Source organism: Bacillus sp. Root920 (assembly GCF_001429445.1).
GTDB lineage: Bacteria > Bacillota > Bacilli > Bacillales > Bacillaceae > Bacillus > Bacillus safensis.
On sequence record NZ_LMJV01000001.1, the window covers coordinates 764,120 to 789,562 of the forward strand.

General features: G+C 42.9%; 29 protein-coding genes. 25 read left to right on the forward strand and 4 right to left on the reverse strand.

The genetic code is table 11. From position 1 onward, the window contains the following. Window positions 1–21 precede the first annotated feature (21 nt). The 3 genes from ASE42_RS03465 to nagA are packed head-to-tail and all read right to left on the reverse strand — an operon-like array spanning window position 22 to window position 2,681. On the reverse strand, window positions 22–747 hold the full coding sequence (locus ASE42_RS03465) for a GntR family transcriptional regulator (protein ID WP_056765700.1): 726 nt from the start codon (window positions 745–747) through the stop codon (window positions 22–24). 18 nt (window positions 748–765) lie between these two features. Next, window positions 766–1,491 (reverse strand): glucosamine-6-phosphate deaminase, encoded by a 726-nt coding sequence (gene nagB, locus ASE42_RS03470; RefSeq protein ID WP_056765702.1) that lies wholly within the window; start codon window positions 1,489–1,491, stop codon window positions 766–768. Next, the gene (nagA, locus tag ASE42_RS03475) at window positions 1,491–2,681 is read right to left on the reverse strand and encodes an N-acetylglucosamine-6-phosphate deacetylase (protein ID WP_025093993.1); all 1,191 of its coding nucleotides are present in this window, start codon (window positions 2,679–2,681) and stop codon (window positions 1,491–1,493) included. Before nagA ends, nagB begins: the two co-directional genes overlap by 1 nt. A 177-nt stretch (window positions 2,682–2,858) precedes the next feature. Here nagA and hprK point away from each other — a divergent pair, with 177 nt between their 5' ends. The 8 genes from hprK (at window position 2,859) to ASE42_RS03515 (ending at window position 8,663) form a co-directional block, all read left to right on the forward strand. Beyond that, window positions 2,859–3,791 carry an HPr(Ser) kinase/phosphatase gene (hprK, locus tag ASE42_RS03480; protein ID WP_024423572.1) on the forward strand — a complete coding sequence of 311 codons (933 nt, stop codon included), beginning with the start codon at window positions 2,859–2,861 and terminating at the stop codon, window positions 3,789–3,791. A gap of 11 nt (window positions 3,792–3,802) precedes the next feature. Next, entirely contained in the window at window positions 3,803–4,627 is an 825-nt protein-coding gene (gene lgt / locus ASE42_RS03485) for a prolipoprotein diacylglyceryl transferase (RefSeq protein WP_056765704.1), read from the forward strand. 20 nt (window positions 4,628–4,647) lie between these two features. Continuing rightward, the gene (locus tag ASE42_RS03490) at window positions 4,648–5,592 is read left to right on the forward strand and encodes a nucleoside recognition domain-containing protein (protein ID WP_056765706.1); all 945 of its coding nucleotides are present in this window, start codon (window positions 4,648–4,650) and stop codon (window positions 5,590–5,592) included. Next, entirely contained in the window at window positions 5,589–6,239 is a 651-nt protein-coding gene (ppaX, locus tag ASE42_RS03495) for a pyrophosphatase PpaX (protein ID WP_024423569.1), read from the forward strand. The genes ASE42_RS03490 and ppaX overlap by 4 nt, the downstream gene beginning before the upstream one ends. 1 nt (window position 6,240) lies before the next feature. Then, complete coding sequence (locus ASE42_RS03500; RefSeq protein ID WP_056765708.1) at window positions 6,241–6,759, forward strand: acyltransferase; 519 nt, start codon at window positions 6,241–6,243, stop codon at window positions 6,757–6,759. A 69-nt stretch (window positions 6,760–6,828) separates the two neighbouring features. Then, entirely contained in the window at window positions 6,829–7,257 is a 429-nt protein-coding gene (locus tag ASE42_RS03505) for an Rrf2 family transcriptional regulator (protein WP_024423567.1), read from the forward strand. Window positions 7,258–7,344: 87 nt separating this feature from the next. Then, the gene (locus ASE42_RS03510) at window positions 7,345–7,986 is read left to right on the forward strand and encodes an NAD(P)-dependent oxidoreductase (protein ID WP_056765710.1); all 642 of its coding nucleotides are present in this window, start codon (window positions 7,345–7,347) and stop codon (window positions 7,984–7,986) included. Between the two features lie 44 nt (window positions 7,987–8,030). Beyond that, window positions 8,031–8,663, forward strand: a complete 633-nt coding sequence (locus tag ASE42_RS03515; protein ID WP_056765712.1) for a DsbA family protein — start codon at window positions 8,031–8,033, stop codon at window positions 8,661–8,663. Window positions 8,664–8,703: 40 nt separating this feature from the next. Here ASE42_RS03515 and ASE42_RS03520 read toward each other — a convergent pair whose 3' ends face one another. After that, window positions 8,704–9,492 (reverse strand): C39 family peptidase, encoded by a 789-nt coding sequence (locus ASE42_RS03520; RefSeq protein ID WP_056765714.1) that lies wholly within the window; start codon window positions 9,490–9,492, stop codon window positions 8,704–8,706. 234 nt (window positions 9,493–9,726) lie between these two features. Here ASE42_RS03520 and ASE42_RS03525 point away from each other — a divergent pair, with 234 nt between their 5' ends. From ASE42_RS03525 to ASE42_RS03605, 17 genes are all read left to right on the forward strand, one after another. Next, the gene (locus ASE42_RS03525) at window positions 9,727–10,902 is read left to right on the forward strand and encodes an ATP phosphoribosyltransferase regulatory subunit (protein ID WP_044334248.1); all 1,176 of its coding nucleotides are present in this window, start codon (window positions 9,727–9,729) and stop codon (window positions 10,900–10,902) included. Then, window positions 10,895–11,539 (forward strand): ATP phosphoribosyltransferase, encoded by a 645-nt coding sequence (hisG, locus tag ASE42_RS03530; protein WP_024427668.1) that lies wholly within the window; start codon window positions 10,895–10,897, stop codon window positions 11,537–11,539. The genes ASE42_RS03525 and hisG overlap by 8 nt, the downstream gene beginning before the upstream one ends. Continuing rightward, a complete protein-coding gene (hisD, locus tag ASE42_RS03535) occupies window positions 11,536–12,822 on the forward strand; it encodes a histidinol dehydrogenase (RefSeq protein ID WP_056765716.1) in 1,287 nt (428 codons plus the stop codon). Before hisG ends, hisD begins: the two co-directional genes overlap by 4 nt. Beyond that, window positions 12,822–13,406 carry an imidazoleglycerol-phosphate dehydratase HisB gene (gene hisB / locus ASE42_RS03540; RefSeq protein WP_024423560.1) on the forward strand — a complete coding sequence of 195 codons (585 nt, stop codon included), beginning with the start codon at window positions 12,822–12,824 and terminating at the stop codon, window positions 13,404–13,406. Before hisD ends, hisB begins: the two co-directional genes overlap by 1 nt. Then, window positions 13,406–14,044 carry an imidazole glycerol phosphate synthase subunit HisH gene (gene hisH / locus ASE42_RS03545; protein WP_056765718.1) on the forward strand — a complete coding sequence of 213 codons (639 nt, stop codon included), beginning with the start codon at window positions 13,406–13,408 and terminating at the stop codon, window positions 14,042–14,044. The genes hisB and hisH overlap by 1 nt, the downstream gene beginning before the upstream one ends. Beyond that, a complete protein-coding gene (gene hisA / locus ASE42_RS03550; protein WP_056765719.1) occupies window positions 14,041–14,778 on the forward strand; it encodes a 1-(5-phosphoribosyl)-5-[(5-phosphoribosylamino)methylideneamino]imidazole-4-carboxamide isomerase in 738 nt (245 codons plus the stop codon). Before hisH ends, hisA begins: the two co-directional genes overlap by 4 nt. Beyond that, window positions 14,775–15,533, forward strand: a complete 759-nt coding sequence (hisF, locus tag ASE42_RS03555; RefSeq protein ID WP_056765721.1) for an imidazole glycerol phosphate synthase subunit HisF — start codon at window positions 14,775–14,777, stop codon at window positions 15,531–15,533. Before hisA ends, hisF begins: the two co-directional genes overlap by 4 nt. Then, window positions 15,530–16,159 carry a bifunctional phosphoribosyl-AMP cyclohydrolase/phosphoribosyl-ATP diphosphatase HisIE gene (gene hisIE / locus ASE42_RS03560; protein ID WP_056765724.1) on the forward strand — a complete coding sequence of 210 codons (630 nt, stop codon included), beginning with the start codon at window positions 15,530–15,532 and terminating at the stop codon, window positions 16,157–16,159. Before hisF ends, hisIE begins: the two co-directional genes overlap by 4 nt. A gap of 131 nt (window positions 16,160–16,290) precedes the next feature. Next, window positions 16,291–17,748 (forward strand): tetratricopeptide repeat protein, encoded by a 1,458-nt coding sequence (locus ASE42_RS03565; protein ID WP_024423555.1) that lies wholly within the window; start codon window positions 16,291–16,293, stop codon window positions 17,746–17,748. Window positions 17,749–18,112: 364 nt separating this feature from the next. Next, the gene (locus tag ASE42_RS03570) at window positions 18,113–19,501 is read left to right on the forward strand and encodes an NlpC/P60 family protein (protein ID WP_056765726.1); all 1,389 of its coding nucleotides are present in this window, start codon (window positions 18,113–18,115) and stop codon (window positions 19,499–19,501) included. Between the two features lie 234 nt (window positions 19,502–19,735). Then, window positions 19,736–20,686 (forward strand): thioredoxin-disulfide reductase, encoded by a 951-nt coding sequence (gene trxB, locus ASE42_RS03575; protein ID WP_024427675.1) that lies wholly within the window; start codon window positions 19,736–19,738, stop codon window positions 20,684–20,686. A gap of 357 nt (window positions 20,687–21,043) precedes the next feature. Beyond that, window positions 21,044–21,508, forward strand: a complete 465-nt coding sequence (locus tag ASE42_RS03580; RefSeq protein ID WP_024423553.1) for an 8-oxo-dGTP diphosphatase — start codon at window positions 21,044–21,046, stop codon at window positions 21,506–21,508. Window positions 21,509–21,547: 39 nt separating this feature from the next. Next, window positions 21,548–22,435, forward strand: a complete 888-nt coding sequence (gene rapZ, locus ASE42_RS03585) for an RNase adapter RapZ (protein WP_024423552.1) — start codon at window positions 21,548–21,550, stop codon at window positions 22,433–22,435. Then, window positions 22,436–23,395, forward strand: coding sequence for a gluconeogenesis factor YvcK family protein (locus ASE42_RS03590; RefSeq protein WP_024427676.1), 960 nt, complete (start codon window positions 22,436–22,438; stop codon window positions 23,393–23,395). A 17-nt stretch (window positions 23,396–23,412) separates the two neighbouring features. Then, window positions 23,413–24,363 (forward strand): DNA-binding protein WhiA, encoded by a 951-nt coding sequence (whiA, locus tag ASE42_RS03595; protein WP_024423550.1) that lies wholly within the window; start codon window positions 23,413–23,415, stop codon window positions 24,361–24,363. Between the two features lie 26 nt (window positions 24,364–24,389). Beyond that, window positions 24,390–24,647: an HPr family phosphocarrier protein gene (locus ASE42_RS03600; RefSeq protein WP_056765728.1), complete on the forward strand. Its 258-nt coding sequence runs from the start codon at window positions 24,390–24,392 to the stop codon at window positions 24,645–24,647. 38 nt (window positions 24,648–24,685) lie between these two features. Then, on the forward strand, window positions 24,686–25,429 hold the full coding sequence (locus ASE42_RS03605; protein WP_056765730.1) for an arylamine N-acetyltransferase family protein: 744 nt from the start codon (window positions 24,686–24,688) through the stop codon (window positions 25,427–25,429). The last annotated feature ends 14 nt before the right edge of the window (window positions 25,430–25,443 follow it).

The following is a 25,443-nucleotide window of genomic DNA, read 5'->3' on the forward strand; positions in this document are numbered from 1 at the left end:
GCTCCGTGTCAGGGGCACTGTTTATCTTTCCATTGTATGAATGAGCTTGTAACGATCCCCTCTATAAACAGAAACGACATACTCAAATGGAATGTCTTGTTGAAAAAAAGTCGTTCTTGTTATGGACAGAACAGGATCGCCTGCTGAAATAGACAGCAAGTTTGCTTCATCCTTTGAGGCAACATTGGCTTCAAGTTCCTGTTTGGCATGAGCAATGACATGGCCAGTGTGAGTTTCTATATATTCATATAAAGAGCCCGTTAAATGTTCCTTTGTTAAATCTCCGGCAAATCTTTCAGGTATATAGCTCGTTTCAATCGCCATCGGTTCATCATTTGCAAGGCGTATCCGTTTTAGCTCAAATACAGCATCACTATTTGACAGATGTAAGACTGGCAGCAAGTGCTCTGGACATGCGGTTTTTTTAAAGTCAATCAGCTGGCTTGATGCTTTGAGCCCTCGCTGGCGCATATCCTCTGAAAAGCTTGTTAAGCCTTGAAGCGGCTGTTCAAATTTTTTTCGGCTTACAAAGGTGCCTTTTCCTTTTTGTCGATACAAATATCCTTCGTTCACAAGATTCGATAAGGCTTGTCTGACAGTCATTCGACTAATACCAAAGCGTTCGGCATATTCTCTTTCAGAAGGAATGAGTGTATCAGGTGCTAATGTTCCATCCTCAATCTGTTTTTTCAGGTTCTCCATAATCTGATGGTACATCGGAATAGGTGACTGCTTATCAATAAACATGTGAAAATCCTCTCGTTTTTAGCGTAGTGATCCAGCATCTCGATCAATCAAGACCGTTACATCTTCATGAAGTTTCAGTGCAGACGCTGGGAAGTCCGGATGAATCTCTGCCTGTTCTAAATATTGTATCACTTTCGCTTTTGATTTTCCCGAAGCAAGAAGGAGAATCTTTTTACTTGAAAGAATGCTCGCAATTCCCATTGTGATGGCATGTGTAGGTACCTCATCAATAGAAGAAAAGTATCTTGCGTTAGCCTGTCTCGTGTTTTCATCTAACTGCACGACATGAGTTTTTGAGTTGAAAGGGGTACCTGGTTCATTAAAACCGATATGCCCATTTTGACCGATTCCAAGGAGCTGAAGATCGATGCCGCCTACAGCCTCAATGAGCTGGTCATATCTTAAGCATTCCTTTTCTAAATGAGCTGCATTGCCATTTGGAAGAAAATACTGATCCTGAGTGAGATCAATATGGTCAAATAAATGACGTTTCATGTAGGTCATATAACTATTTTCATGTTCTGGATCAAGTCCTGCATATTCATCTAAATTGATTGTTTTTGTTTGCTTGAAAGACAATTGATGCGCTTGATGAAGTTGAATTAACTCTTTGTAAGTTTCAATAGGTGTACCGCCCGTTGCTAGGCCGAGTACGGCATCGGGTTTAGCAGCTATTGTCCTTGCAATAATGGCAGCTGCTTCTTTTCCTAATTGATCTTTGCTTTCAAATTCGATGATGTTCATTAGTGGTTGGCCTCCTTTTTTTCAAAGACGATTTGTCCACGGCAGATCGTCATCATCAGTTCACCAGATTCATCCCAAATCACCAGATCTGCTAGTTTTCCAACTTCGATGGAACCGAGCTGTTGATCAAGTCCCAGCTGAGCGGCCGCATTGGTTGAGGTCATCTTCGCAATCTCTGTCCAATCACAATCAGTGAGCTGTTTCATCCGTTTGACGCCATCTTTCATTCGCAAAATCGATCCTGCAAGTGTACCATCGTCCAGCAATGCTTTTTCGCCGCTGACTGTGACCGTCTGACCGCCAAATTCATACGTTCCATTCCCAAGCCCTTTTGCACGCATCGAGTCTGTGATCATGATTAAACGATCACTTCCTTTTGCCAAATACGCAAGCTTGATGGAAAGAGGATGGGAGTGAATCCCATCTGTGATCAGCTCAGTATGAAGATTCTCGTTCGTAAGAGCAGCACCTACAGCGTTCGGTTCACGGTGCTGAAACGAACTTATTGCGTTATAAAGATGCGTTACATGGCGTGCACCATGCTTAGCGGCTAAATTGATCATGTCATGATGGGCATTCGTATGTCCAATAGAAGGGATAATGTTCTTTTCCTGTAATAGAGAAAGAAATGCAAAATCTGTGTCTTCCTCAGGTGCAAACGTGACAATTCGAATGAGCTGATCAGAAGCATCCAGCCATTTTTTAAAAAGCGGGATGTCCGGCTGTTTAATCCATTGAACAGGCTGTGCTCCTGCCTTATCTTTAGAAATAAATGGACCTTCGAGGTGGATTCCTATACATTGTGCCTGATTTCCTGCTTGTGCTTCATTACTTTGTTTCCACTGAGCGACATTTTTAAGTGCATGCTCAATCTCATGATGGTTTTGTGTGATGGTTGTCGCTAAAAAACTTGTCGTTCCTTCGGATGGAAGGTTGTCAGCGAGTGTATTCATCGCTTCTGCCGTCGCATCCATCATGTCTGCACCGTATCCGCCATGGATGTGAATATCAATCATTCCGGGGAGTAAATAAAAGTTTTCCCGGGAAATATATACTTTTTCATAATTTCCTGTCGGTGGTGATGTTGAAATATAGTCAATCTTGCCATCGCGTAAACCGACAAAACCGTTTTCAATGACCTTTGTCTTTGTCACAATATGAATGTTGGAGAGCAATAAAGAACCGCTCATGTTTGAGCCCCCTTATTCGTTATCTTTCATTTAAGTTTACTCTTTTTAAGTATAGTTGTCTATACCAGTTAGGGCAGGGAAACAGGAACAGGATAAAATACTGTTTTGGGTTCATCATTGAAAGTGATAAAATAGAGCTGTATTTCTGAATCGCCTGTGATAAAAGGAGGAAGAAACGTGCCGAAAGTTCGTACGAAGGACATAATGGAACAATTTCATCTTGAACTGGTAAGTGGGGAAGAAGGGATTAATCGTCCCATTACAATCAGTGATCTTTCCAGACCAGGTATTGAAATGGCTGGTTATTTTACATATTACCCAAAAGAAAGAGTTCAACTTTTAGGGAAAACTGAGCTTTCTTTTTTTGAACAGCTCCCAGAACGCGAACGAAAGCAGAGAATGATGTCTCTTTGTACAGATATTACCCCTGCCATTATTTTGTCACGAGATCGTGATGTCCCGAAGGAATTAATCGAAGCATCAAATGAAAATGGCGTGCCTGTTTTACGATCTAGTCTAAAAACGACAAGACTTTCCAGTCGATTGACCAACTTTTTAGAAAGTAAGCTTGCACCAACGACTGCCATTCATGGTGTGCTCGTAGATGTATATGGTGTAGGTGTGTTGTTAATTGGGAAAAGCGGAGTAGGAAAAAGTGAAACAGCCTTAGAATTAGTGAAGAGAGGACATCGGCTGGTCGCAGACGATTGCGTGGAAATTCGTCAAGAGGATCAGGATACGTTAGTCGGGAGCGCACCTGAGCTGATTGAACATCTTTTAGAAATCCGCGGGTTAGGCATTATTAATGTAATGACCTTATTTGGAGCAGGCGCTGTCAGAAGCTATAAGAGAATTACGATTGTAATGAACCTTGAGCTTTGGGAACAAGGCAAACAGTATGATCGTTTAGGACTGGAAGAAGAGAAAATGCGCATTATCGATACAGATGTGCCGAAGCTGACGATCCCTGTGCGGCCAGGACGAAACTTAGCGGTCATCATTGAGGTGGCTGCGATGAACTTCAGGCTGAAACGTATGGGACATAATGCAGCGGAACAATTTACAAGTAAACTTGCCGATGTCATTGAAGACAATGGCCAGGATGAATAGGAGTTGACTATATGAACGAAGCAATTCAGCCAATTGATCCGATTGCTTTTCACCTCGGACCTATTTCGGTTCATTGGTATGGTGTGATTATTGGGGTCGGGGCCTTGCTTGGACTTTGGCTCGCCTTGAGAGAATGTGAAAAAAGAGGAATCAATAAAGATACGTTCATTGACTTAATCTTATTTGCCATTCCAATAGCGATTATTTGTGCCCGAATTTATTATGTATCCTTTGAATGGGATTACTATCAGCAGCACCCAAACGAAATCATTAAGATTTGGAATGGTGGAATTGCGATTCACGGCGGGCTGATCGGTGCCGTGCTGACAGCCATCATTTTTACAAAAGTGAGAAAGATATCCTTTTGGAAAATAGCTGACGTCGCAGCACCTAGTATTTTACTAGGGCAGGCAATTGGACGCTGGGGGAACTTTATTAATCAAGAAGCACACGGTGAGGCGGTTTCAAGAACCTTTTTAGAAAATTTGCATCTGCCTGAGTTTATCATTAATCAAATGTATATTGATGGTACCTATTATCACCCGACGTTCTTATACGAATCATTATGGAATCTTGTTGGTGTTGTCATCTTGATTTTATTACGCAGAACTTCGCTGCGCAGAGGCGAAATCTTCTTGTCTTATTTAATTTGGTATTCCATCGGCCGTTTCTTCATTGAAGGGATGAGAACAGACAGCTTAATGCTGACAGAGCATCTTCGAATCGCACAGATGATTTCGATTGCGATATTCGTAGTGGCTGTTCTACTGATTTTCTTTAGAAGAATGAAAGGATACGCATCGATTCCGTATAAAGAGAACAACTCATCGAATTAAGCAGGGGGGATCAGAAGAAGATGGGAGAGACATGGAAAAACGGCTTGAAAGCAGGGCTGTCGACAACTTGGACACTTGGTAAAGTCATCTTTCCAGTGACCATTCTCGTCAGTATCTTGCAGCATACGCCTGTCATGGATTGGATCATCCGATTCATTCAGCCATTTATGGGGCTGTTTGGTCTTTCGGGGGAAGCAGCGATTCCGCTTGTATTAGGAAACATGCTGAATTTGTATGCGGGAATTGCAGCCATTTTGACATTAGAGCTTCCTGTGAAGGAAGTGTTTATTTTGGCAGTGATGCTGTCCTTTTGCCATAACTTGATCATCGAATCAACAGTGGCAGCAAAGGTTGGACTGAGGGTATCTGTGATTTTGCTGGTCAGAATCAGTCTTGCTGTTATTTCTGCTATTGTCATTCATCTCGTTTGGCAGGGAGGCGAGGAGCCGGCGCAATATGGACTGCTTAGTGCAGCTCAGGCGGCTGATGTGCCTTCCAGCTGGTACATGATCGTCCTTCTTGCTTTACAAAAAGCAGTACTCGGTGTGCTGCAGCTTGCCTGTATCGTTATCCCGCTCATGATCATCATTCAATTCATGAGAGATTTAGGTTGGCTCCATACACTGTCTAAGTGGCTGTCACCTTTTACTAGAATGCTTGGAATGAAAGAAAATACGTCTATGACGATGGTGGCTGGATTAACGATTGGTCTCGCTTATGGAGCCGGTGTGATGATGAAGGCAGTGGAAGAGGACGGTGTGAGTAAAAAGGACTTAACCCTTGCTTTTATTTTCCTTGTTGCCTGCCATGCGGTGGTCGAAGATACGCTGGTTTTTATTCCACTTGGTATTCCGGTATGGCCGCTTCTTGTCATCCGTCTGATTTCTGCAATTTTATTGACAGCTGCTATTAGCTATATTTGGCGGAAGCGGGAACTTGCAGCTGTTAGAAAGGAAGCCATATGAACGAATCGACGATCAACACGGTGCTATTTGATTTAGATGGCACATTAATCAATACAAATGAATTAATTATTGCTTCATTTCAGCATACGCTGGATCATTATTACCCTGGTCAGTACAGCCGTGAGGATATTCTTCATTTCATTGGTCCGTCCTTATTTGATACATTCTCTGCGATGGACCCTGATTTGACGGATGATATGATTCAGATGTACCGCACGTTTAATCATAAGCAGCATGATCTGCTTGTGACTGAATATGAGACCGTTATCGACACATTGAAAGTCCTGCAGGATCGAGGATTTAAGCTCGGTATTGTCACAACGAAGATACGGGATACTGTTTTAATGGGATTGAAGCTGACCGGTTTAGAGCCGTTCTTTGAGGTCATTGTGACGCTTGATGATGTACAAAATGAGAAGCCGCATCCGGAGCCTGTTCAATTGGCATTATCAAAGCTTGGCAGTGATCCGCATGAAGCGGTGATGGTCGGTGATAATTATCACGACATTTTGTCTGGTCAAGCGGCAGGGACAAAAACGGCAGGTGTTGCTTGGTCTATTAAGGGAGAAGAGGCCCTTTTAAAGCATCGCCCTGATTTCATGCTGAAGAAAATGAGTGATCTCCTGGCGATTGTTGGAGCTGATTAAGTTGAGAAAAACAGATCGTTATCCTGTAAAAGGGGTCAATTCGCTGCGGCAAGTCTATCGGACAGTTCCTTTTTTCAAAGTGGTGAAAAACTTCATTTTTATTCAAATGGCAAGGTACACGCCTTTTATGGGAATGAAAAATTGGATATATCGAACCTTTCTTCGTATGAAGGTCGGCGAGGATACGGCGTTTGCCTTAATGGTGATGGTTGATCTTATGTTTCCTGAGAAAATCACTGTCGGTCGGAATAGTGTGATCGGCTATAACACGACCATCCTGTCCCATGAGTATTTGATTAAAGAGTACAGACTTGGGGAAGTCTATATTGGTGATGAAGTCTTAATTGGAGCTAATTCAACTATTTTACCTGGGGTGACCATTGGGGATGGAGCGATCGTATCGGCTGGTACACTTGTTCATAAGGATGTGCCAGCAGGCTCATTTGTTGGAGGAAATCCAATGCGCATGATTTATACGAAAGAAGAAATGGAAGCACGTCAATCTATGTCTGCTGAGTAGCTCGGCAGACTTTTTTGTTGACAATGTGACATGGTGTAACTATAATGATTACAACAGAGGTGAGAAAACATGAAAATCAGCAGCAGATTTACTGTCGCTGTCCATATTCTGGCCTTGCTATCACTTGAAAAAGGATCATTACAGACATCGGAGGATATCGCGGGAAGCGTGAATACAAACCCAGTGGTCATCCGCCGCATTATGAGTAAATTAAAAAAAGCAGGCCTAATCTCAACGAGTCTTGGCAAAGGTGGTTCTCAGCTGAACCGCAGTGAAGACGACATCACACTGCTCGATGTGTATAAAGCGGTTGAAGTCGTGGATGAGGGGGAATTGTTTCAAATTCATGAAAGCCCAAATCCTGACTGTCCGATCGGTGCAAATATTCAAGCGGTGCTTGAATTAATTTTATGCCGCGCTCAAAGTGCGATGGAGCAAGTACTTGCTGAGATCAAATTAAGTGAACTAACGCATGTGCTAATCAAAAAAATTGGATGATCTATTCAATTTTTTTTACCTCTGTTGTAACCATATTGGTTACATCTTTCTTTATCAACATAAAACCATATTGCAGGAGGAGTTAACATGAAAATTGGAATTATTGGCGCAACAGGTAAAGCAGGACAAGAAATTGTGAAAGAGGCTCAATCAAGAGGACATGAAGTAACGGCGATCGTCCGAGATGCACAAAAGGTGACAGATTCATCACTAGCTGTTCTTGAGAAGGATGTGTTTCACTTGCAAGCAGAAGACATCAAAGGCTTTGATGTGATTGTAAATGCATTTGGCGCACCTACTGGAAAAGAGCATCTTCATGTAGAAGCTGGGAAAAAGCTGATCGATATTTTAAAAGAGGCACCTGAGACTCGTTTGATCGTTGTGGGCGGAGCAGGAAGTCTATTTGTAGATGAGGCGAAAACAACAAGACTAGTGGACACACCAGAGTTTCCTAAAGAATTTGTTGCTACGGCTTCACAGCAAGGAGAAAATCTAAAAGATCTTCAACAGACAGAGGGATTAAAATGGACCTTCCTCAGCCCAGCTGCATTCTTTAATCCAGCTGGCAAACGTACAGGTTCTTACGTGAAAGGGAAAGACCATCTGATTGTCAATTCTAAAGGTGACAGCTATGTGAGCTATGCTGACTACGCCATTGCACTGGTTGATGAAGTGGAGCAGGCAGCCCATGTTGGAGAACGTTTTACCGTCGTATCTGAAGCTGAATAAGCCGTTTCATGGCTACTTAAAAATGATAATGGGGTGTCTAACGTATGAATGAGCAAGAATTGTCTTTCATCTATGTATGGGATGCGTATTGTGGCTGGTGTTATGGATTTTCAAACAGTATCCGCACTTTCCATGAAAATCATCCGGAGATATCACTCACACTTGTGTCGGGCGGTTTATTTGTAGGGGAAAGAAGTCTTCCAATAAAGAATTATCCACACATTCCAGAAGCAAATCAGCGAATTAGTCAGCTGACTGGTGTCGAGTTTGGAGAACGTTATCAGGAGCTGTTAGCAAATGGAACGTTTCTTTTAGACTCTGAGGCTGCGGCCATTGGTTTTTCTGCATTAAGATCCATCGCACCTGAGCGCGCATTGTACTTGGCTTCATCAATGCAAAAGGCTTTTTATCAAGACGGAAAAAGCCTGAGTGATGAAGAAACGTATCGGGAGATCGCTTTGGCGCATCAACTTGATCCTGACGCAGTCATTGAACGCATGAAAACAAAAGAAGCGATCAATGATGCGTATGCCGACTTTGCCAAGGTTCATCAACTTCATGTGAACGGCTATCCTACACTTTTATTAAAAAGAGGGGATGAATACTTCAGCCTGGGCGGAGGTGCGATGACAGCTGAAAAGCTTGAAGACCGCCTGAAGGAATTACTAGGAAAATGAAGCAATAAAAACAACCTCTACGTGAATAGAGGTTGTTTTTTTACGCTTTAATGATAATCGCTTGACTACCCAACTGTTCCCAAGAATCTTCAAACTGATCGCGATCGACTTTTTGATTCTTTTCTCCGTATGGGTTATTTAAGTAGACATGCTCCTTGTCATAGCCTGTGATGACCACGCTATGCATATTAAAGCTTACATCGATTTTGCCATTTGGTGTATTCCATGTTTCGATGTTATCTGTTTTGTCAAAGGTGGATGTCGTAATCACCCAGACAGGATAGCCTTTTTCAAGGGATTGATAGATGGCCTTTTTAACAGGCTTTCCGGTTAAGTCGACTACTTGATCGCCCGCGTATTTTTTCGCAAGCTGATAAATCGGTTCGTGGTAAACCCCAAGACCCGGTCCATTCTCCATATCGCCTACAAACCCGTCATGAGGGTTTCCTTTTAAGCCATTTTCATAATTGAGCGGAACGCGTTTGATTTCATTTGCCAATGTGTTTTTCGTTACTTGCTCATAGCCGCTGTAATGAAGCAGCATCGCTAAGCTCGTGACTTCGCATCCGTTATAAAGCCTTGGCGTATCCATTTGATTGTAGAGAATGACGTCCATGGCTTTTTTGCTTCCTTTTAATGAATGATGTGTGGTTTCTGCTTTTTTCGTTGAACGAGTTTCTTCAGCCGCAAGTTCTGTATCGTTTTCTTTTGCTGCTTTTTGCGGCGAAGCTGTTTTCTTGACTTGATCGATTTGTGAAACGTATATAAAGCCGAAATAAACAAGACATGCGCACAACAAAGTTAAGATGAATGTCTGGATGAACTTCACTGTTAATCTCCTGTGTTATTCAATATTTTTAAGTATTATAGCACGTTCCTTCATCGAACATACAGAAAAGGCACAGGTGTCACTTGAATGTAATAATTCCAGAATATGTTGATGAAAATAGAGAGAAATAAAAATGATTGATTTAATCACTTTATTTTGTTAGCATATTATCATATTAGCGAACTAAAGGATTCGGAATTTTTTGTTTTAATGTGTTGGAGGTGCGGAAGAAACATGTTTATGTTTGAGAAACCATATGGAATGCGGGATTCATTACCTGGATTGTATGAGACGAAAAAAAAAGTGAGGCATTCCTTAACAGAGGTCATGACTGGTTGGGGTTTCCGTTTGATGGAGACACCAACGCTTGAATTTTACGATACAGTCGGTGTTCAATCGGCGATTACTGATACACAGCTTTTTAAGCTTCTTGATCAAAACGGGCAAACTCTAGTGCTGAGACCTGATATGACAGGTCCGATTGCAAGGGTGGCGGCTTCTAAGCTTCATGAACAGGCGTATCCGCTTCGTGTTGGGTATGCAGCCAATGTGTTCCGCGCCCAGGAAAGAGAAGGCGGAAGGCCGTCAGAATTTGAGCAGGTCGGAATTGAATTGATTGGTGATGGTTCGATTAGTGCAGATGCTGAAGTCATCGCGCTTGCCGTATTTGCCTTAAAAAATGCCGGGCTAAGGTCCTTCAAAATCGCGATCGGGCATGTCGCTTTAGCAGAAACGTTATTTGTCGATGTACTTGGAAATACAGAGCGTGCAAACGTCCTTCGCCGCTTCTTATATGAAAAGAATTATGTGGGATACCGTCAGCATGTGAAACAATTACCGCTTTCCTCCATCGATAAAACGAGGCTGTTACAGCTTTTAGAGTTAAGAGGCGGCCAAGAGGTTATAGAGAGGGCAGAGGAAATCGTCGTTTCACAAGAAGGAAAAGAGGTGCTCGCACAGTTAAAGTCGCTTTGGGAGACACTTGAAGATTACGGCTGTACAGAATATATCCGTTTAGATTTAAGCATGGTGAGTCATATGAGCTATTATACGGGTATTTTGTTTGAAGTATTTGCAGATCATGTTGGGTCGGTCATCGGAAGCGGCGGGAGATATGATCAATTGCTTGCTCACTTTGATGCACCTGCACCAGCTACAGGGTTCGGACTTCGACTAGACCGTCTTCTTGAAGCGCTCGATGCAAAAGAAATCATTGAGCCGCAGGAGGCTGTGATTTTTAGTAAAGAACAAAGACTGGAAGCCTTTGCTTTTGCAGAAAAGGAGCGGTCAAAAGGGAAAAAAATCGTCCTGCAAGACTTAGCGGGGATTGAAAATATTGACGCGATGACCAAGGCATTTGAACAGGTGACTTATTTTATCGGCGCTAGAAAGGAAGAGCGGAATGGGTAAAGTGTTGACGATGGCGATGCCAAAGGGCCGGATATTTGAAGAAGCAGCAGGGCTGTTAAGACAGGCGGGGTACCAGCTGCCAGAGGAATTCGAGGATTCAAGAAAATTAATCATTGATGTACCAGAAGAAAACCTCCGCTTTATTTTAGCCAAGCCAATGGATGTGACCACCTACGTAGAGCACGGCGTGGCGGATGTTGGCATTGCAGGGAAGGATGTCATGCTCGAAGAAGCTCGTGATGTGTACGAAGTGCTCGATTTAAACATCAGTAAATGTCATTTAGCTGTTGCTGGCTTGCCAGGAGCGAGCTGGGGGGGAGTCGCACCGCGTGTGGCAACAAAGTACCCAAATGTCGCATCGTCCTATTTTAGAGAGCAAGGGGAGCAGGTGGAGATCATTAAGCTGAATGGTTCCATAGAATTAGCACCGCTCATTGGGCTTGCCGATCGCATTGTAGATATTGTCTCTACAGGTCAAACACTAAAAGAAAATGGACTTGTGGAAACGGAACATATTTGTGATATCACGTCACGTTTTATTGTCAATCCTGTGAGCTATAGGATGAAGGATACGGTGATCGATGAAATGGCGCAGCGTCTTGCAAGAATCATTGGAGAAGGGGAGGAATCATCATGAACATCACCTATCTACAAGAAGGTGAGACAGATACTCTCTCACTCAAACGGTCCTTAGATACAGGAACAGAAGAGCAGCGTCAGGCTGTTCAGCGCATTATACAAGAAGTGAGAACAAATGGTGATGAAGCTGTACGGTCTTTTACAAAGCAATTTGACGGTGTGTTGATTGAAGATCCACTTGTCACAGAGGATGAAATGGCAAAAGCCTTTGACCGCTTGGACAAAGAGATGGTTCAGATTATTCAAACGGCTATCAAGCATATTCGAACATACCACGAGCGCCAGCTGACATCCTCTTGGTTTTATCACCAAAAGGACGGCTCAATGCTTGGACAAAAGGTAACACCGCTTGATGCAGTAGGTGTGTATGTCCCTGGCGGAACAGCTGCTTATCCATCATCTGTATTAATGAATGTGATTCCTGCGCTAGTCGCTGGCGTTGAACGAATCGTTCTTGTGACACCCCCTGGGAAAGATGGCCGTCTCTCAGACGCTGTACTGGCTGCGGCGAAGGAGCTTGGTATTTCTGAGATGTATAAAATGGGTGGAGCACAGGCGGTTGCTGCACTTGCCTATGGAACGGAAAGCATCAAGCCTGTTGATAAAATCACAGGTCCAGGCAACATTTATGTCGCGCTGGCAAAGCGGGAAGTATTTGGTCAGGTAGACATTGATATGATCGCAGGTCCAAGTGAAATTGCAGTTCTAGCAGACGAAACAGCAGTCGCACATGAGGTAGCGGCGGATTTACTTTCACAGGCAGAGCATGATGCGCTGGCATCTAGTATTTTGGTAACACCGTCTAAAACACTTGCTGAAAGTGTGCAGGCTGAAGTAAGAAAGCAGCTTGATACTTTGCCGAGAAAATCAATCGCAGCAAAATCTATACAAGATCATGGCCGTATTTACGTGACAGAATCAATCGATCGTGCAGTAGACGTCATCAATCAATTAGCACCAGAGCACTTAGAGGTGCTGACAGCATACCCAGAATCACTTCTTGGTCAAATCAAGCATGCTGGCGCAATTTTCTTGGGACGCTATAGTCCAGAGCCGGTGGGCGATTATTTTGCAGGGCCGAATCATGTGCTGCCAACAAACGGAACAGCTCGATTCTCCAGCCCGCTTGGTGTGACTGATTTTCAAAAGAAAACGAGCATTATTTCATATAGTCAAGAAGCCTTTGAAACACACCGGGAAAGCATTGCGGCATTTGCCAGATTAGAAGGGCTTGAAGCACATGCAAGGTCGATTGAAGCGAGAAAGCGGGAGGAATCGTAATGAGACAGGCGAAAACAGCGAGAAAAACAAATGAAACGAACATTTCATTAGCGCTAGAAATTGATGGAGAAGGAAAAGCGGATATTCAAACAGATGTCCCTTTCATGACGCACATGCTTGATTTATTTACGAAGCATGGACACTTTAATTTGACCGTCGATGCGAAAGGAGATACGGATGTTGATGATCACCACACAACAGAAGATATCGGCATTGTACTTGGGCAAATGTTTAAGGAAGCGTTAGGCGATAAAAAAGGGATTAAGCGGTATGGCTCCAGCTTTGTTCCGATGGATGAAACACTTGCCCAGGTCGTGGTCGACTTAAGCAACCGTCCTCATTTGGAAATGAGAGCGGCTTTTCCGAGTCAAAAGGTTGGTACCTTTGATACAGAGCTAGTACATGAGTTTCTGTGGAAATTTGCACTTGAAGCCCGGATCAACCTTCATGTCATTGTTCACTACGGAACCAATACACACCATATGATTGAAGCCATTTTTAAAGCGATGGCACGTGCCTTAGATGAAGCAACAACCATTGATCCACGTGTGAAAGGAATTCCTTCAACAAAGGGGATGCTCTAATGATCGGAGTTATTGATTACGGAATGGGAAATTTGTTCAGCGTATCAAAAGCACTGGAACGAGCAGGTGCCCGCTATATCGTCTCCTCTGATGTGGAGGAGCTGAAAAAAGCAGATGCTTATATATTGCCCGGAGTAGGTTCGTTTCGTGATGCAATGCAGCTGTTAAAAGAGACTGGACTTGAGGCGTTTATTCACCAAGTTGTGCAGGAAGGAAAGCTGTTATTCGGCATTTGCCTTGGCATGCAGCTGTTATTTGAAGAAAGTGAAGAGGCAGGACACACAAAAGGATTGGGGCTGTTAAAAGGGCGTGTCGTTCTTTTAAAGGATCATGATCAGGACGGGCAAAGATTGAAGGTACCTCATATGGGGTGGAATGAGCTCACATTTCATCAGCCCTCCCCATTGTTTGACGGTGTACCAGAAGGATTTGCGTACTTTGTTCACTCTTATTATGTGAGCGATATGAATCCAAATGAGCAATTAGCAAGCGCGGACTATGGTGTTCAAGTACCAGCTGTTGTTGGCAAGGGAAATGTGCTTGGAGCACAGTTTCACCCTGAAAAAAGCAGTACAACGGGAATGGCGCTGCTCAAACAATTTATTCAATTAGCAAACGAACAGAGGGTGAGCAAATGAGCGAGTTTATATTATATCCAGCGATTGATATGAGAAATGGCAAATGTGTACGTCTTGTGCAAGGAGATTATGATCAAGAAACCATTTATGGAGATTCACCGCTCGACATGGCCGCGCAATTTGCGAAGGATGGAGCAGCATGGATTCATCTTGTGGATCTAGATGGTGCAAAAGCAGGGAAACGTGTCAATCATGAGCATGTGCTGGCGATTGCTTCTTCTTTAGATGTGAAGGTACAAATCGGCGGCGGTATTCGGACAGAAGAAGACGTTGCCTTTTATTTAAAGAGCGGCGTAGATAGAGTGATTCTCGGCAGCTCAGCTGTTTCGAACCCAGCCTTTGTGAAAAAAATGCTGGCGCAATATGGAGAGAAAATCGCAATTGGGATTGATGCGCGAAATGGCTTTGTATCGACTGAAGGATGGCTTGAAACGTCTAAAGTGAAGGCAGAGGAACTCGGCAGGGAATTGGCAAAGGAAGGCGCAGAGGTCTTTATTTTCACCGATATTCAAATGGATGGCATGCTGTCTGGTCCCAATTTAGAAAGCACGGTTCGCTTAGCAGAAGCAACCGGCAAACAAGTGATTGCTTCAGGTGGTGTCAGCGCAGTAGCTGATCTTCAAAAGCTGTCAGCGCAAAAACAGTCTGGTGTGTCTGGTGCGATCGTTGGAAAGGCACTTTACACAAAGCAGTTTACTTTAGCAGAAGCATTTGAAGGGCTTGACCGCATATGATGACAAAACGAATCATTCCATGTCTTGATGTGAAGGAAGGGCGTGTTGTCAAAGGAGTGCAATTCCTTGGCTTAAAAGATGCTGGTGATCCGGTTGAATTGGCGCAGATCTATGATGAGGAAGGGGCGGATGAACTCGTCTTTCTTGATATTTCTGCTTCTCATGAAGGCCGGAAAACGATGGTGGATGTGGTTAAACAAGTCGCGTCTACGCTTGCGATACCATTTACGGTGGGTGGCGGGATTAACCACCTTGATGACATGAAGCGTATATTAAGAGCGGGTGCAGACAAAGTATCTGTCAACACAGCAGCTGTGTTAAGACCGGAACTGATTTCAGAAGGTGCTGACTTTTTTGGCTCCCAGTGTATCGTTGTTGCAATTGATGCAAAATACGATGAAGAGAAAAAAGCATACATGGTCTATACACACGGAGGACGCCGTCAAACAGATTTAGAGGTCAGCGACTGGGCGAAGGAAGCTGTGCAGAGAGGGGCAGGAGAGATTTTGCTGACAAGTATGGATGCTGATGGTGAAAAGACAGGCTTTGACCATCGATTGACAAAGCTTGTATCAGAGGCGGTCAATGTGCCAGTGATCGCTTCTGGCGGCGCTGGCAATGCCCAGCATATGCTGGAGGCATTTACAAAAGGAGAAGCTGATGCAGCATTAGCAGCCTCCATTTTCCATTATAAAGAAACCTCCATTCAAGAGGTGAAGACATATTTGAGAGAACACGGGGTGAAGGTCAGATGAAACAGGCAAATGAATTAACCTTTAATGAAGCGGGCCTGATTCCTGCGATTGTACAGGATGCTCAAAGTAAGGAAGTATTGACGCTTGCATATATGAATCAAGAATCCTATGAAAAAACGCTGGAGACAGGTGAAACATGGTTTTATAGCCGGTCGAGAAACGAGCTTTGGCACAAAGGCGCCACCTCTGGACATACCCAGCAAGTGATTTCTATTCGATATGACTGTGACAAGGACGCTCTGCTTGTCCTTGTCGCGCCAAGCGGCCCAGCCTGCCATACTGGCAGCTATAGCTGTTTTTCGGAAGAAGGGGTAAAACGCCTGAGCGAAGAGCAGGAACGTTTTGCGATATTAAATGAACTTGAACAGGTCATTGCAAAGCGTCAGGCGGAAATGCCAGAAGGGGCTTATACAACCTATCTATTTGAAAAAGGGGTCGATAAAATCCTGAAAAAGGTAGGGGAAGAGGCGTCTGAGGTGATCATTGCAGCGAAAAACCGGGATCAAGAGGAATTGAAATGGGAAACTGCTGACCTCCTCTATCATCTTCTTGTATTATTACGTGAACAGCAATTGCCGTTTGATGATGTATTAAAGGTATTAAAAAAACGTCATCAAGGTGAATGAAAAGCCGGGGGATATCCCAGGCTTTTTATTTTTAAATGAAAAACAAATCCTTCCTTTCCTTTTGTTCTATGTGACGACTGGTGAAGTATGTTATACTACACACGGTACACTGTTCGAAATGGAGGGTATCGGTGAGTAAATACACTTCTCAAAATAATCACACACAAGTCGTCCAGCTATTTCAAGATGGGCATTACTTTTTTCATAAAGGTCTTAAAGCATATAGAGAAAGAAATCTGTCTAGGGCAAGTAAGCTGATACAGCGGGCCATCGTACTTGAGCCTGAAAATGTAGAAATGCTGTCACAGCTTGCCATTATTTATACTGAAATGGGTCATTACCAGCAATCAAACGAACTGCTTGATTTCATCCTTGAACACATCGATGAAAACATGTCTGAGTGCCACTATTTTAAAGCCAATAATTATGCGAATCTCGGACTGTTTCAAGAGGCATATAAATCAGCTACTGCTTATGCCGCGCTGGAAGAGAACGGGGAATTTGCGGATGAAAATGACGACCTTCTTGACCTGCTCGATATGAGCGACGAAGAGGACGAAGATTTTCCTTATGATCAGGATGACCTGATTGTGAAGCAGGATCAAGCAAACCATTTGCTAGAAAGCGGCAGACTCGATGAAGCCATTGAGATGCTGGAACAGATGATTGTTGAGTATCCAGAATTCTGGTCGGCGTATAATAATCTCGCTTTGGCCTATTTTTATTCTGGCCGAATCCATCAGGCGAAAGAAATGTTGAACCGGGTCCTTCATGAAAATCCCGGTAATCTGCATGCCCTTTGCAATCAGCTAGTCTTCTACCATTATGAAAAAGAAGAAGAAAAGGTCAACGTGTTAGCAAAGCAATTAACGCACGTGTATCCAATACTAAGTGAACAGCGTTATAAGCTTGGTGCAACATTTGCCCTTGTGGGAGAATTTGAATGGGCCTTTAAATGGCTTTATTCTTTGTACAAAACAGGTTTTCAAGGAGATAGTACATTTTTATACTGGCTTGCAAGCGCAGCCTATCATACAGGCCACAAGACGCTCGCCCAAACGGTTTGGGATAAGATGGTCGAAGAAGATATCGATGCAGATGAAATCAAGCCGTGGCAGGATAAACCTGAGGTGACTGAGCCAATGGTCTCGATTGAGGAACGGCTGACTGCGTACTATGTCAGTAAACAAAAAGGGGAACGTGACGTTCTGCAGTCTGTCCTTGATGCACGCGCAGCGAAAACGGCCTTTGAACAGCAATTCATAGAACTGCTTTTATATGAAGATGAAATGAAAGAAAAGTCTTTTTCAGAAGATGCAGTTTTTGCAAAACAGGCTGCATCCAGTCTGGAGGAAGCGGTTCAGCCTGACAGCCATATGCCTTATTTTTGGTTATTCCATATTATTCAGCAGGCACGTGCTTCTGGTATTGATAAGAAAAATGCACCTGCCTGGGCAGCAGCATCTTATTATCTATGGATGAATGAACAAGAAGCAGCTGTCAGCAAAAAAGATGTTGCGTCCGCTTTTCAGATCAGTGTTCAAACACTGTCTAAATACGAACGAGAGATCTGTACGTTAATCGATTAAATAGGTAAATAGATTCAGAACATCCGAGCATGGCCGAAAAGGTCATGCTTTTTTCTTGGATAAAAAGGTGGGATTTGCAAGGAATTGGCGAAGTATGACAATCACGACATGTTTTTGAAACATAAATGTAATAAAAATATTAGCTCATTTTGTCGATGTCTCATGTATAATGAAACTCGTGGATTAAAACAAAGATAGATATTTAAATATTTTACTATACATAATGAAACACCTAGTGATAGAAACAATCAGGTCAACATCTGACTGAACAATCAGGAAGAAAGACATAGAGAGCACAGATTGATCGCAGAGAATTTGCTGCTTTCTAATGTCGCTTGGGAAATTGTCAAAGGAGGAACTATTCGTGAAAAAGTTTATTACTTTCGGTTTAGCTTCGGTGATCGGAGCGAGCGGTTTATTTATTCCATTTACGCATGAAGCAAACGCACAGAACTTTGAACAAAAGAAACAAGAACTAGACAGCAAGCAATCTGAGGTAAACAAGAACCTTCAAAAGAAAAAAGAAGAGCTTTCAAAGCTTGAAGCAAAACAAGAGGCACTTGCTCAAAAGCTTAAAGATATTGATGAGAAAGCTTTAAAAACAAGTGATCAAATCGAAGAAAAACAAAAAGAAAATGAAAAAACAAAAAAAGAAATCAAAGCACTGAAAAAAGAAATTGCTGATACAGAAAAACGTATTGAAGAAAGAAACGAGTTCTTGAAAAAGCGTGTACGTGCCCTTCAAGAGAGCGGCGGTTCTACGAAATACATAGATGTATTACTAGGAGCAAAAAGCTTTAGCGATTTCATCAGCCGTGCAGGTGCAGTATCTACACTGATCAACGCAGACAGTGAAATCATTAAAGAGCAGGAAAAAGACAAAGCAGAACTTCAAAAGTCTGAAAACGAATTAAACACAAAGCTTGAAAATGTGCAAAACACACTTGCAAAGCTTGAAACGCTTCAATCAGACTTGAATAAACAGCTTGATGAAAAAGACAAGCTATTCAAGCAAGTGAAAAAGCAAAAAGGAAGTGCTTTTTCTGAAATCAGCGAGTTAAACAGTGAGGCTAACAGCATTGCATCTGAAAAAGACGCAACAATCGCTGCACAAAAACAAGCTGAAAAAGAAGCAAGAGAAGCAGCTCAAAAAGCAAAAGAAGAAAAAGCGCAAAGACAACAGCAGCAGCGTCAAGCTAGTGTCCAAGCGGAAGGCAACAGCTCAAATAACGATAGCAGCCCGTCTTCAAGTAACAGTGGATCATCTTCTAATGACAACAATAACAGCAACAGCAGTGCACCAAGCAAGAAGCCATCTTCTGGCGGCGGATCACCTGTCAGCAGTAACGTAGGCGGAATTGAAGGTGCGATCAGCACAGGTTCTACGATTGTTGGACAATCTCCATATAAATGGGGCGGCGGCAGATCACAAGCCGATATTGACGCACGTCGTTTTGACTGTTCTTCATTCGTTCGCTGGGCATTTGCATCAGCAGGTATCAACCTTGGACCAGTTGGCGGTACAACAACAGATACGCTTGTAGGTAAAGGAAGAGCTGTAAGTGCATCTGACATGAAACGCGGAGACCTTGTGTTCTTTGATACGTATAAAGTAAATGGACACGTTGGTATTTACTTAGGAAACGGTTCATTCTTGAACGATAACAGCTCTCGCGGTGTTTCAGTTGACTCAATGAACAACGTATACTGGAAAAAAGCTTTCAATGGCGTTGTAAGAAGAGTCGTTGAATAAATCATTACTTTTTATATAACCGTAAACAGGCTTCCTTAAACAGCAGTTTAAGGAAGCTTTTTCTTTTTTTGAAGATATGAGCAAATGATTCGCTTATTCCCCGCAGATTTAATAGGATATGGGTAAGGAATAAAAGCTAAGAGTGGAAATGATGCTCTCTGTCATGAATGGAAGCATCACCCAAGGGCATTCTAATAAGAAATGCGAGCAGCAATTGAAGAGGGAGTGACAGTTGTGTCAGAAGAAAAAATCTACGATACGATCATCATTGGAGCGGGTCCTGCCGGAATGACAGCCGCTGTTTATACATCACGGGGAAATCTTTCAACATTAATGATTGAAAGAGGAATTCCAGGCGGACAAATGGCAAATACGGAAGATGTCGAGAACTATCCTGGCTTTGAAAGTATTTTAGGGCCGGAACTTTCAAATAAAATGTTTGAGCATGCGAAGAAATTCGGTGCAGAGTATGCATATGGCGATATTAAAGAAATCGTGAACGGTGAAGAATATAAAATCGTCAAAGCCGGTTCAAAAGAATACAAAGGACGCTCTGTCATTATCGCTGCAGGGGCTGAATATAAAAAAATCGGTGCACCAGGTGAAAAAGAACTTGGCGGCCGCGGCGTATCATATTGTGCAGTATGTGACGGGGCTTTCTTTAAAAACAAAGAGCTTGTCGTCATCGGGGGCGGTGATTCTGCGGTAGAAGAGGGTGTGTATCTCACACGCTTCGCTTCTAAAGTAACGATTATCCATAGACGCGATAAACTTCGTGCACAAAGCATTTTACAAGCACGCGCCTTTGATAATGAAAAAATTGACTTCAAGTGGAACAAAACCGTCAAACAGATCAATGAAGAAAACGGGAAAGTCGGCAGTGTGACATTGGTTGATACGGTGACTGGTGAAGAAGAAGACTTTAAAACAGACGGTGCCTTTATCTATATCGGCATGCTGCCACTGTCTAAACCATTTGAAAATCTCGGCATTACAAATAAAGAAGGCTACATCGAGACAAACGAAAGAATGGAAACAAGAGTGGAAGGTATTTTTGCCGCTGGTGACATTCGAGAAAAAACACTTCGTCAAATTGTGACAGCAACAGGTGACGGAAGTATTGCAGCACAAAGCGCACAGCATTATGTAGAAGAGCTTGCTGAAAAACTCAAAGCAACGAAATAAAAGGCTGTCGTAAATCCTTAATATAGCGTCATGGGCTTTTAACTGGAATGTAACACGGGTGAAATAATTTTCAGTTATGATGAAACTAGTAATTGACCCCCTTTTATAAGGAATACATGTTTGGCACGGATGTGAATCCGTGTCCTTTTTTTTGCCTAAAATCAGAAATTCACGAGATGTTCACAAATGACGCATGGAGAACCATTAGATGCTGTAAAATAAAGAGTAGAGAAATGGCCCGTTACACGATTCAAACGAAAACCGGTCTGTTTTCGGGGAAGAACGGGCATGTTCATTGTGGGAGTCAGGTTGAACCTGTATAATAAGTTAAAGACATAAAAGAGTAGGTGACAGCTGATGCAACGAGTAACGAATTGTGTGCTGCATCACGAAGATCAAGTTCTCTTGCTGCAAAAGCCAAGACGGGGCTGGTGGGTAGCACCGGGCGGCAAAATGGAAAGCGGAGAATCGGTCAAGGATTCAGTCGTTCGAGAATATAGAGAAGAAACAGGTATTTATATTTTAAATCCGCAGCTGAAAGGTGTTTTTACCTTTATCATAAAAGAAGGCGATCAAATCGTTCAAGAGTGGATGATGTTCACCTTTATGGCAGATTCATTTACCGGAAAAAACGTAACAGAGTCAGAGGAAGGCATTTTAAAGTGGCATGACGTAAAGGATGTGCCTCATTTGCCGATGGCCCCAGGAGATTCCCATATTCTTGATTTCATGCTTAAAGGAAAGGGACTTCTGCACGGCACTTTTACGTATACACCCGACTTTGAGTTGATTGCTTATCGGTTAGATCCTCAGGGAGAATAATACATGAACCGTTTTCATAAAGAAGGAGAGGAAGCAGGCATGAATACACACAAACAAGAAGATATTCAGCTTGTGATTATTACAGGAATGTCAGGTGCGGGGAAAACCGTCGCCATTCAAAGCTTTGAAGATTTAGGCTACTTTTGTGTTGATAACCTGCCGCCATCACTTTTACCGAAGTTCTTAGAGCTCATGAAGGAATCGAATTCCAAGATGAGCAAGGTCGCTCTTGTGATGGATTTGCGCGGACGTGAATTTTTTGACAGTTTAATTGCCGCGTTAGATGAAATGAGTGATCTTGACTGGATCACGCCAAGGATTCTATTTTTAGATGCAAATGATAAGGTACTTGTCTCAAGATACAAAGAAACGAGACGTTCGCATCCCCTTGCGACAACAGGTTTGCCGCTTGAAGGAATTGCAATGGAGCGCGAGCTGTTAGAGGAGTTAAAAGGCCGGTCTCAAATGATTTTTGATACATCGGATTTAAAACCAAAACAGCTGCGAGAAAAAATTGTCACGCACTTTGCCACGAATCAAGGGCAGGTGTTTACAGTAAACGTGATGTCCTTTGGCTTTAAATACGGTCTGCCGATTGATGCTGATCTTGTCTTTGACGTGAGATTCCTACCGAATCCTTACTATATTGAGAGCATGCGTCCACAGACTGGAAACGATGAAGAAGTGCGCTCCTATGTGATGAAATGGACTGAAACACAAAAATTCACAGAGAAATTAATCGATCTCCTCAGCTTTATGCTTCCGTCCTATAAACGAGAAGGAAAAAGCCAGCTTGTGATTGCCATCGGCTGTACAGGCGGACAGCATCGATCTGTGACACTGGCCAACTATTTATCGGAGTATTTTAAAAACGATTACTATACACATGTCACTCACCGGGACATTGAAAAGAGAAGCAGAAAATAGATGACGACACTACCAAAGGTGGTCATTCTTGGCGGCGGCACTGGCTTATCTGTTTTGCTCAGAGGGCTTAAAACGAAGCCGGTGGACATTACCGCTATAGTAACGGTTGCTGATGACGGAGGCAGCTCAGGCAGACTGCGGCATGATTTGAATATTCCCCCTCCAGGTGATATTCGAAATGTCCTTGCGGCTCTCTCTGATGTTGAACCGCTTGTAGAAGATTTATTTCAGCACCGTTTTAACAAAGGGAATGACTTAACAGGCCACTCACTCGGCAACCTCATTCTTGCGGCCATGACAAATATAACCGGTGATTTTTTTCATGCCGTCACTGAAATGAGCAAGGTTTTAAATGTGAGAGGAAAAGTATTGCCAGCAGCGAACTCAAGTGTTGTTCTTCATGCGGAATTAGAAAATGGGCAAATGGTGACAGGAGAATCGAAAATTCCTACCTATGGTAAGCGAATTAAACGAGTGTTCCTCACACCCGATACGATTGAACCGCTGCCAGAATCCATTCAAGTCATTCGTGAGGCGGATTTAATCGTCATTGGGCCTGGCAGCCTGTATACGAGTATTTTGCCAAACTTGCTTGTCCCGCATATTGGAGAAGAAGTGATTCGCTCTAAGGCGAAAAAAGTGTATATATGCAATGTCATGACGCAGCCGGGGGAAACGCTTTCCTACAGTGCAGCTGATCATGTTCAGGCATTAAATGATCATATGGATCGTCCATTTATCGATACGATTTTTGTGAACAATAAAGAAATTCCAGAAGAAATCAAAGCAAAATATGCAGAAGAACAGGCACAGCCTGTCCAATTCGACACAGATGCACTGAAAGCAATGGGACTAGAAGTGATTCCTGGAGAAATCATTACATATGACCAGCATGTCATTCGTCATGACACGCTGAAAGTAGCCTCGCTGCTTGTCGATCTGCTGCAACAGAAAAAATAGGAATGGGGGTGGCAAGGATGTCATTTGCATCCGAAACAAAAAAAGAGCTGACTAATCTGGACGTGAAGGACTGCTGCACAAAAGCAGAGCTTTCTGCCCTCATCCGTATGAACGGTTCATTATCTTTCTCTAATCGAAAATTGATTTTAGATATACAGACAGAGAACGCAGCCATTGCAAGACGGATTTATACGCTGCTCAAAAAGAAATACGATGTGACAGTCGAACTGCTCGTCCGTAAAAAAATGAGATTGAAAAAGAATAACGTGTATATTGTCAGACTGGTAGAACGAGCGAAAACCATTTTAGAGGATTTAAAAATATTAGGTGAGCAATTTGTATTTGAGCGCAATATTTCAGAAGAACTTGTGAAGAAAAGATGCTGCAAGCGCTCCTATATGAGAGGTGCTTTTTTAGCAGGCGGTTCTGTGAATAACCCAGAAACGTCCTCCTATCACCTTGAGATTTTTTCACTATATAAAGAACATAATGATGCCCTTTGTGAGCTGATGAATCAATTTCATCTCAATAGTAAAACACTTGAGCGCAAAAAAGGGTACATTACGTACATGAAGGAAGCAGAAAAAATCACGGAATTCTTAAGCGTTGTGGGTGCTCATAACTCACTGCTTCGCTTTGAAGATGTGCGGATCGTCCGAGATATGAGGAACTCCGTCAACCGGCTCGTCAATTGTGAAACAGCAAACTTGAATAAAACGATAGGTGCATCACTGCGTCAGGTCGAGAACATTCAATTCATTGATGAAAAAATTGGGCTTGATGCCCTGCCGGAAAAGCTTCGTGAAATTGCCAAACTGCGAGTCGACTATCAAGAGGTCACGCTGAAAGAACTTGGAGAAATGGTGGAAAGCGGCAAGATCAGCAAGTCAGGGATTAACCACCGTTTAAGAAAGCTAGATCAAATCGCAGAACAATTACGAAACGGACAAGCTGTTACACTCAAATAGGAGAATGAAAAAGGGAGGCAGATCATATGGTGGAAAAAACGGTCACCATCCAGCTGAAAACAGGCTTGCAGGCACGTCCAGCTGCTTTGTTCGTCCAAGAAGCCAATCGCTTTGGTGCTGATATTTTTCTAGAGAAAGATGGGAAAAAAGTCAATGCGAAAAGCATTATGGGTCTCATGAGTCTTGCGATCAGCTCTGGGGTTACTGTCACACTGATTGCAGATGGTGCAGATGAACAAGAAGCCATTGAGGCGTTAACAGATTTTGTCAATCAAGAAAACTGAGTCTCTTCAAAGGCTCAGTTTTTTTAGGAGGGAATGTCATGATTCAATCAGCTTTTTTACAGAAGGTCGGATATGAAGGCCAGTCCATCACCTTTAAAGACTTGCCTGTATTATTAAAAAAAATGGCCTATACCTTTCCATTCGAAAATAGATCTGTTTTGAACAAACAATCCTACGCTTTGAATCAAGAAGGGTTGAAGCAACATCTACTTGAAGAAAACAGAGGAGGTCTTTGTTACGATCTCAATCCTCTCTTATACTATGTGTTAAAAGAGGCAGGACTCTCTGTACAGCTTCTTCAAGGCACAGTGTATAACAAAGAAGCGGATACGTGGGCAATTGATGGCACGCACGTAGCCATCATGTTGAAGCATCACAACGAACGCTTCCTCATTGATGCGGGATTTGGTGTGAATTTACCTCTTCAGCCTGTGCCTTTTACAGGAGATTGGGTGAAAGGAGCGTCAATGCGGTTTCGCGTCAAAGCTGAGGAAACCGAAAAAGGGACACATCTGCTCCAATTAGATAAGGGAGATGGCGCTGAAACAGGCTATGCTTTTACATTGAACGAGGTGGACGAGTCTGTATTAGCCCAAATGAGACACGAGATTTATGAAAATGAATCCTCTCCATTTAACAAAAGACCGCTTGCGTCAAAGCTCACGCCAACAGGACGTGTGATCGTTACTGAGGATCATGTCACCACACATGAACATGAAGAAGTATCGAAAAAGCCGCTTCCGATTCCTTTTGAGGATTACGTAAAAAAGCTTATACCGTAAACCACCATATGAAA

Coding starts and splice junctions, on each gene's coding strand:
- hisIE (WP_056765724.1), top strand. CDS start 15,530: ATGAAACAGGCAAATGAATTAACCTTTAATGAAGCGGGCCTGATTCCT.
- ASE42_RS03605 (WP_056765730.1), top strand. CDS start 24,686: ATGATTCAATCAGCTTTTTTACAGAAGGTCGGATATGAAGGCCAGTCC.
- ASE42_RS03490 (WP_056765706.1), top strand. CDS start 4,648: ATGGGAGAGACATGGAAAAACGGCTTGAAAGCAGGGCTGTCGACAACT.
- nagB (WP_056765702.1), bottom strand. CDS start 1,491: ATGAACATCATCGAATTTGAAAGCAAAGATCAATTAGGAAAAGAAGCA.
- hisG (WP_024427668.1), top strand. CDS start 10,895: ATGGGTAAAGTGTTGACGATGGCGATGCCAAAGGGCCGGATATTTGAA.
- lgt (WP_056765704.1), top strand. CDS start 3,803: ATGAACGAAGCAATTCAGCCAATTGATCCGATTGCTTTTCACCTCGGA.
- ASE42_RS03465 (WP_056765700.1), bottom strand. CDS start 747: ATGTTTATTGATAAGCAGTCACCTATTCCGATGTACCATCAGATTATG.
- whiA (WP_024423550.1), top strand. CDS start 23,413: ATGTCATTTGCATCCGAAACAAAAAAAGAGCTGACTAATCTGGACGTG.
- hisH (WP_056765718.1), top strand. CDS start 13,406: ATGATCGGAGTTATTGATTACGGAATGGGAAATTTGTTCAGCGTATCA.
- rapZ (WP_024423552.1), top strand. CDS start 21,548: ATGAATACACACAAACAAGAAGATATTCAGCTTGTGATTATTACAGGA.
- ASE42_RS03590 (WP_024427676.1), top strand. CDS start 22,436: ATGACGACACTACCAAAGGTGGTCATTCTTGGCGGCGGCACTGGCTTA.
- ASE42_RS03580 (WP_024423553.1), top strand. CDS start 21,044: ATGCAACGAGTAACGAATTGTGTGCTGCATCACGAAGATCAAGTTCTC.
- hisA (WP_056765719.1), top strand. CDS start 14,041: ATGAGCGAGTTTATATTATATCCAGCGATTGATATGAGAAATGGCAAA.
- ASE42_RS03510 (WP_056765710.1), top strand. CDS start 7,345: ATGAAAATTGGAATTATTGGCGCAACAGGTAAAGCAGGACAAGAAATT.
- nagA (WP_025093993.1), bottom strand. CDS start 2,681: ATGAGCGGTTCTTTATTGCTCTCCAACATTCATATTGTGACAAAGACA.
- hisB (WP_024423560.1), top strand. CDS start 12,822: ATGAGACAGGCGAAAACAGCGAGAAAAACAAATGAAACGAACATTTCA.
- ASE42_RS03600 (WP_056765728.1), top strand. CDS start 24,390: ATGGTGGAAAAAACGGTCACCATCCAGCTGAAAACAGGCTTGCAGGCA.
- hisF (WP_056765721.1), top strand. CDS start 14,775: ATGATGACAAAACGAATCATTCCATGTCTTGATGTGAAGGAAGGGCGT.
- hisD (WP_056765716.1), top strand. CDS start 11,536: ATGAACATCACCTATCTACAAGAAGGTGAGACAGATACTCTCTCACTC.
- ASE42_RS03525 (WP_044334248.1), top strand. CDS start 9,727: ATGTTTATGTTTGAGAAACCATATGGAATGCGGGATTCATTACCTGGA.
- ppaX (WP_024423569.1), top strand. CDS start 5,589: ATGAACGAATCGACGATCAACACGGTGCTATTTGATTTAGATGGCACA.
- ASE42_RS03505 (WP_024423567.1), top strand. CDS start 6,829: ATGAAAATCAGCAGCAGATTTACTGTCGCTGTCCATATTCTGGCCTTG.
- ASE42_RS03515 (WP_056765712.1), top strand. CDS start 8,031: ATGAATGAGCAAGAATTGTCTTTCATCTATGTATGGGATGCGTATTGT.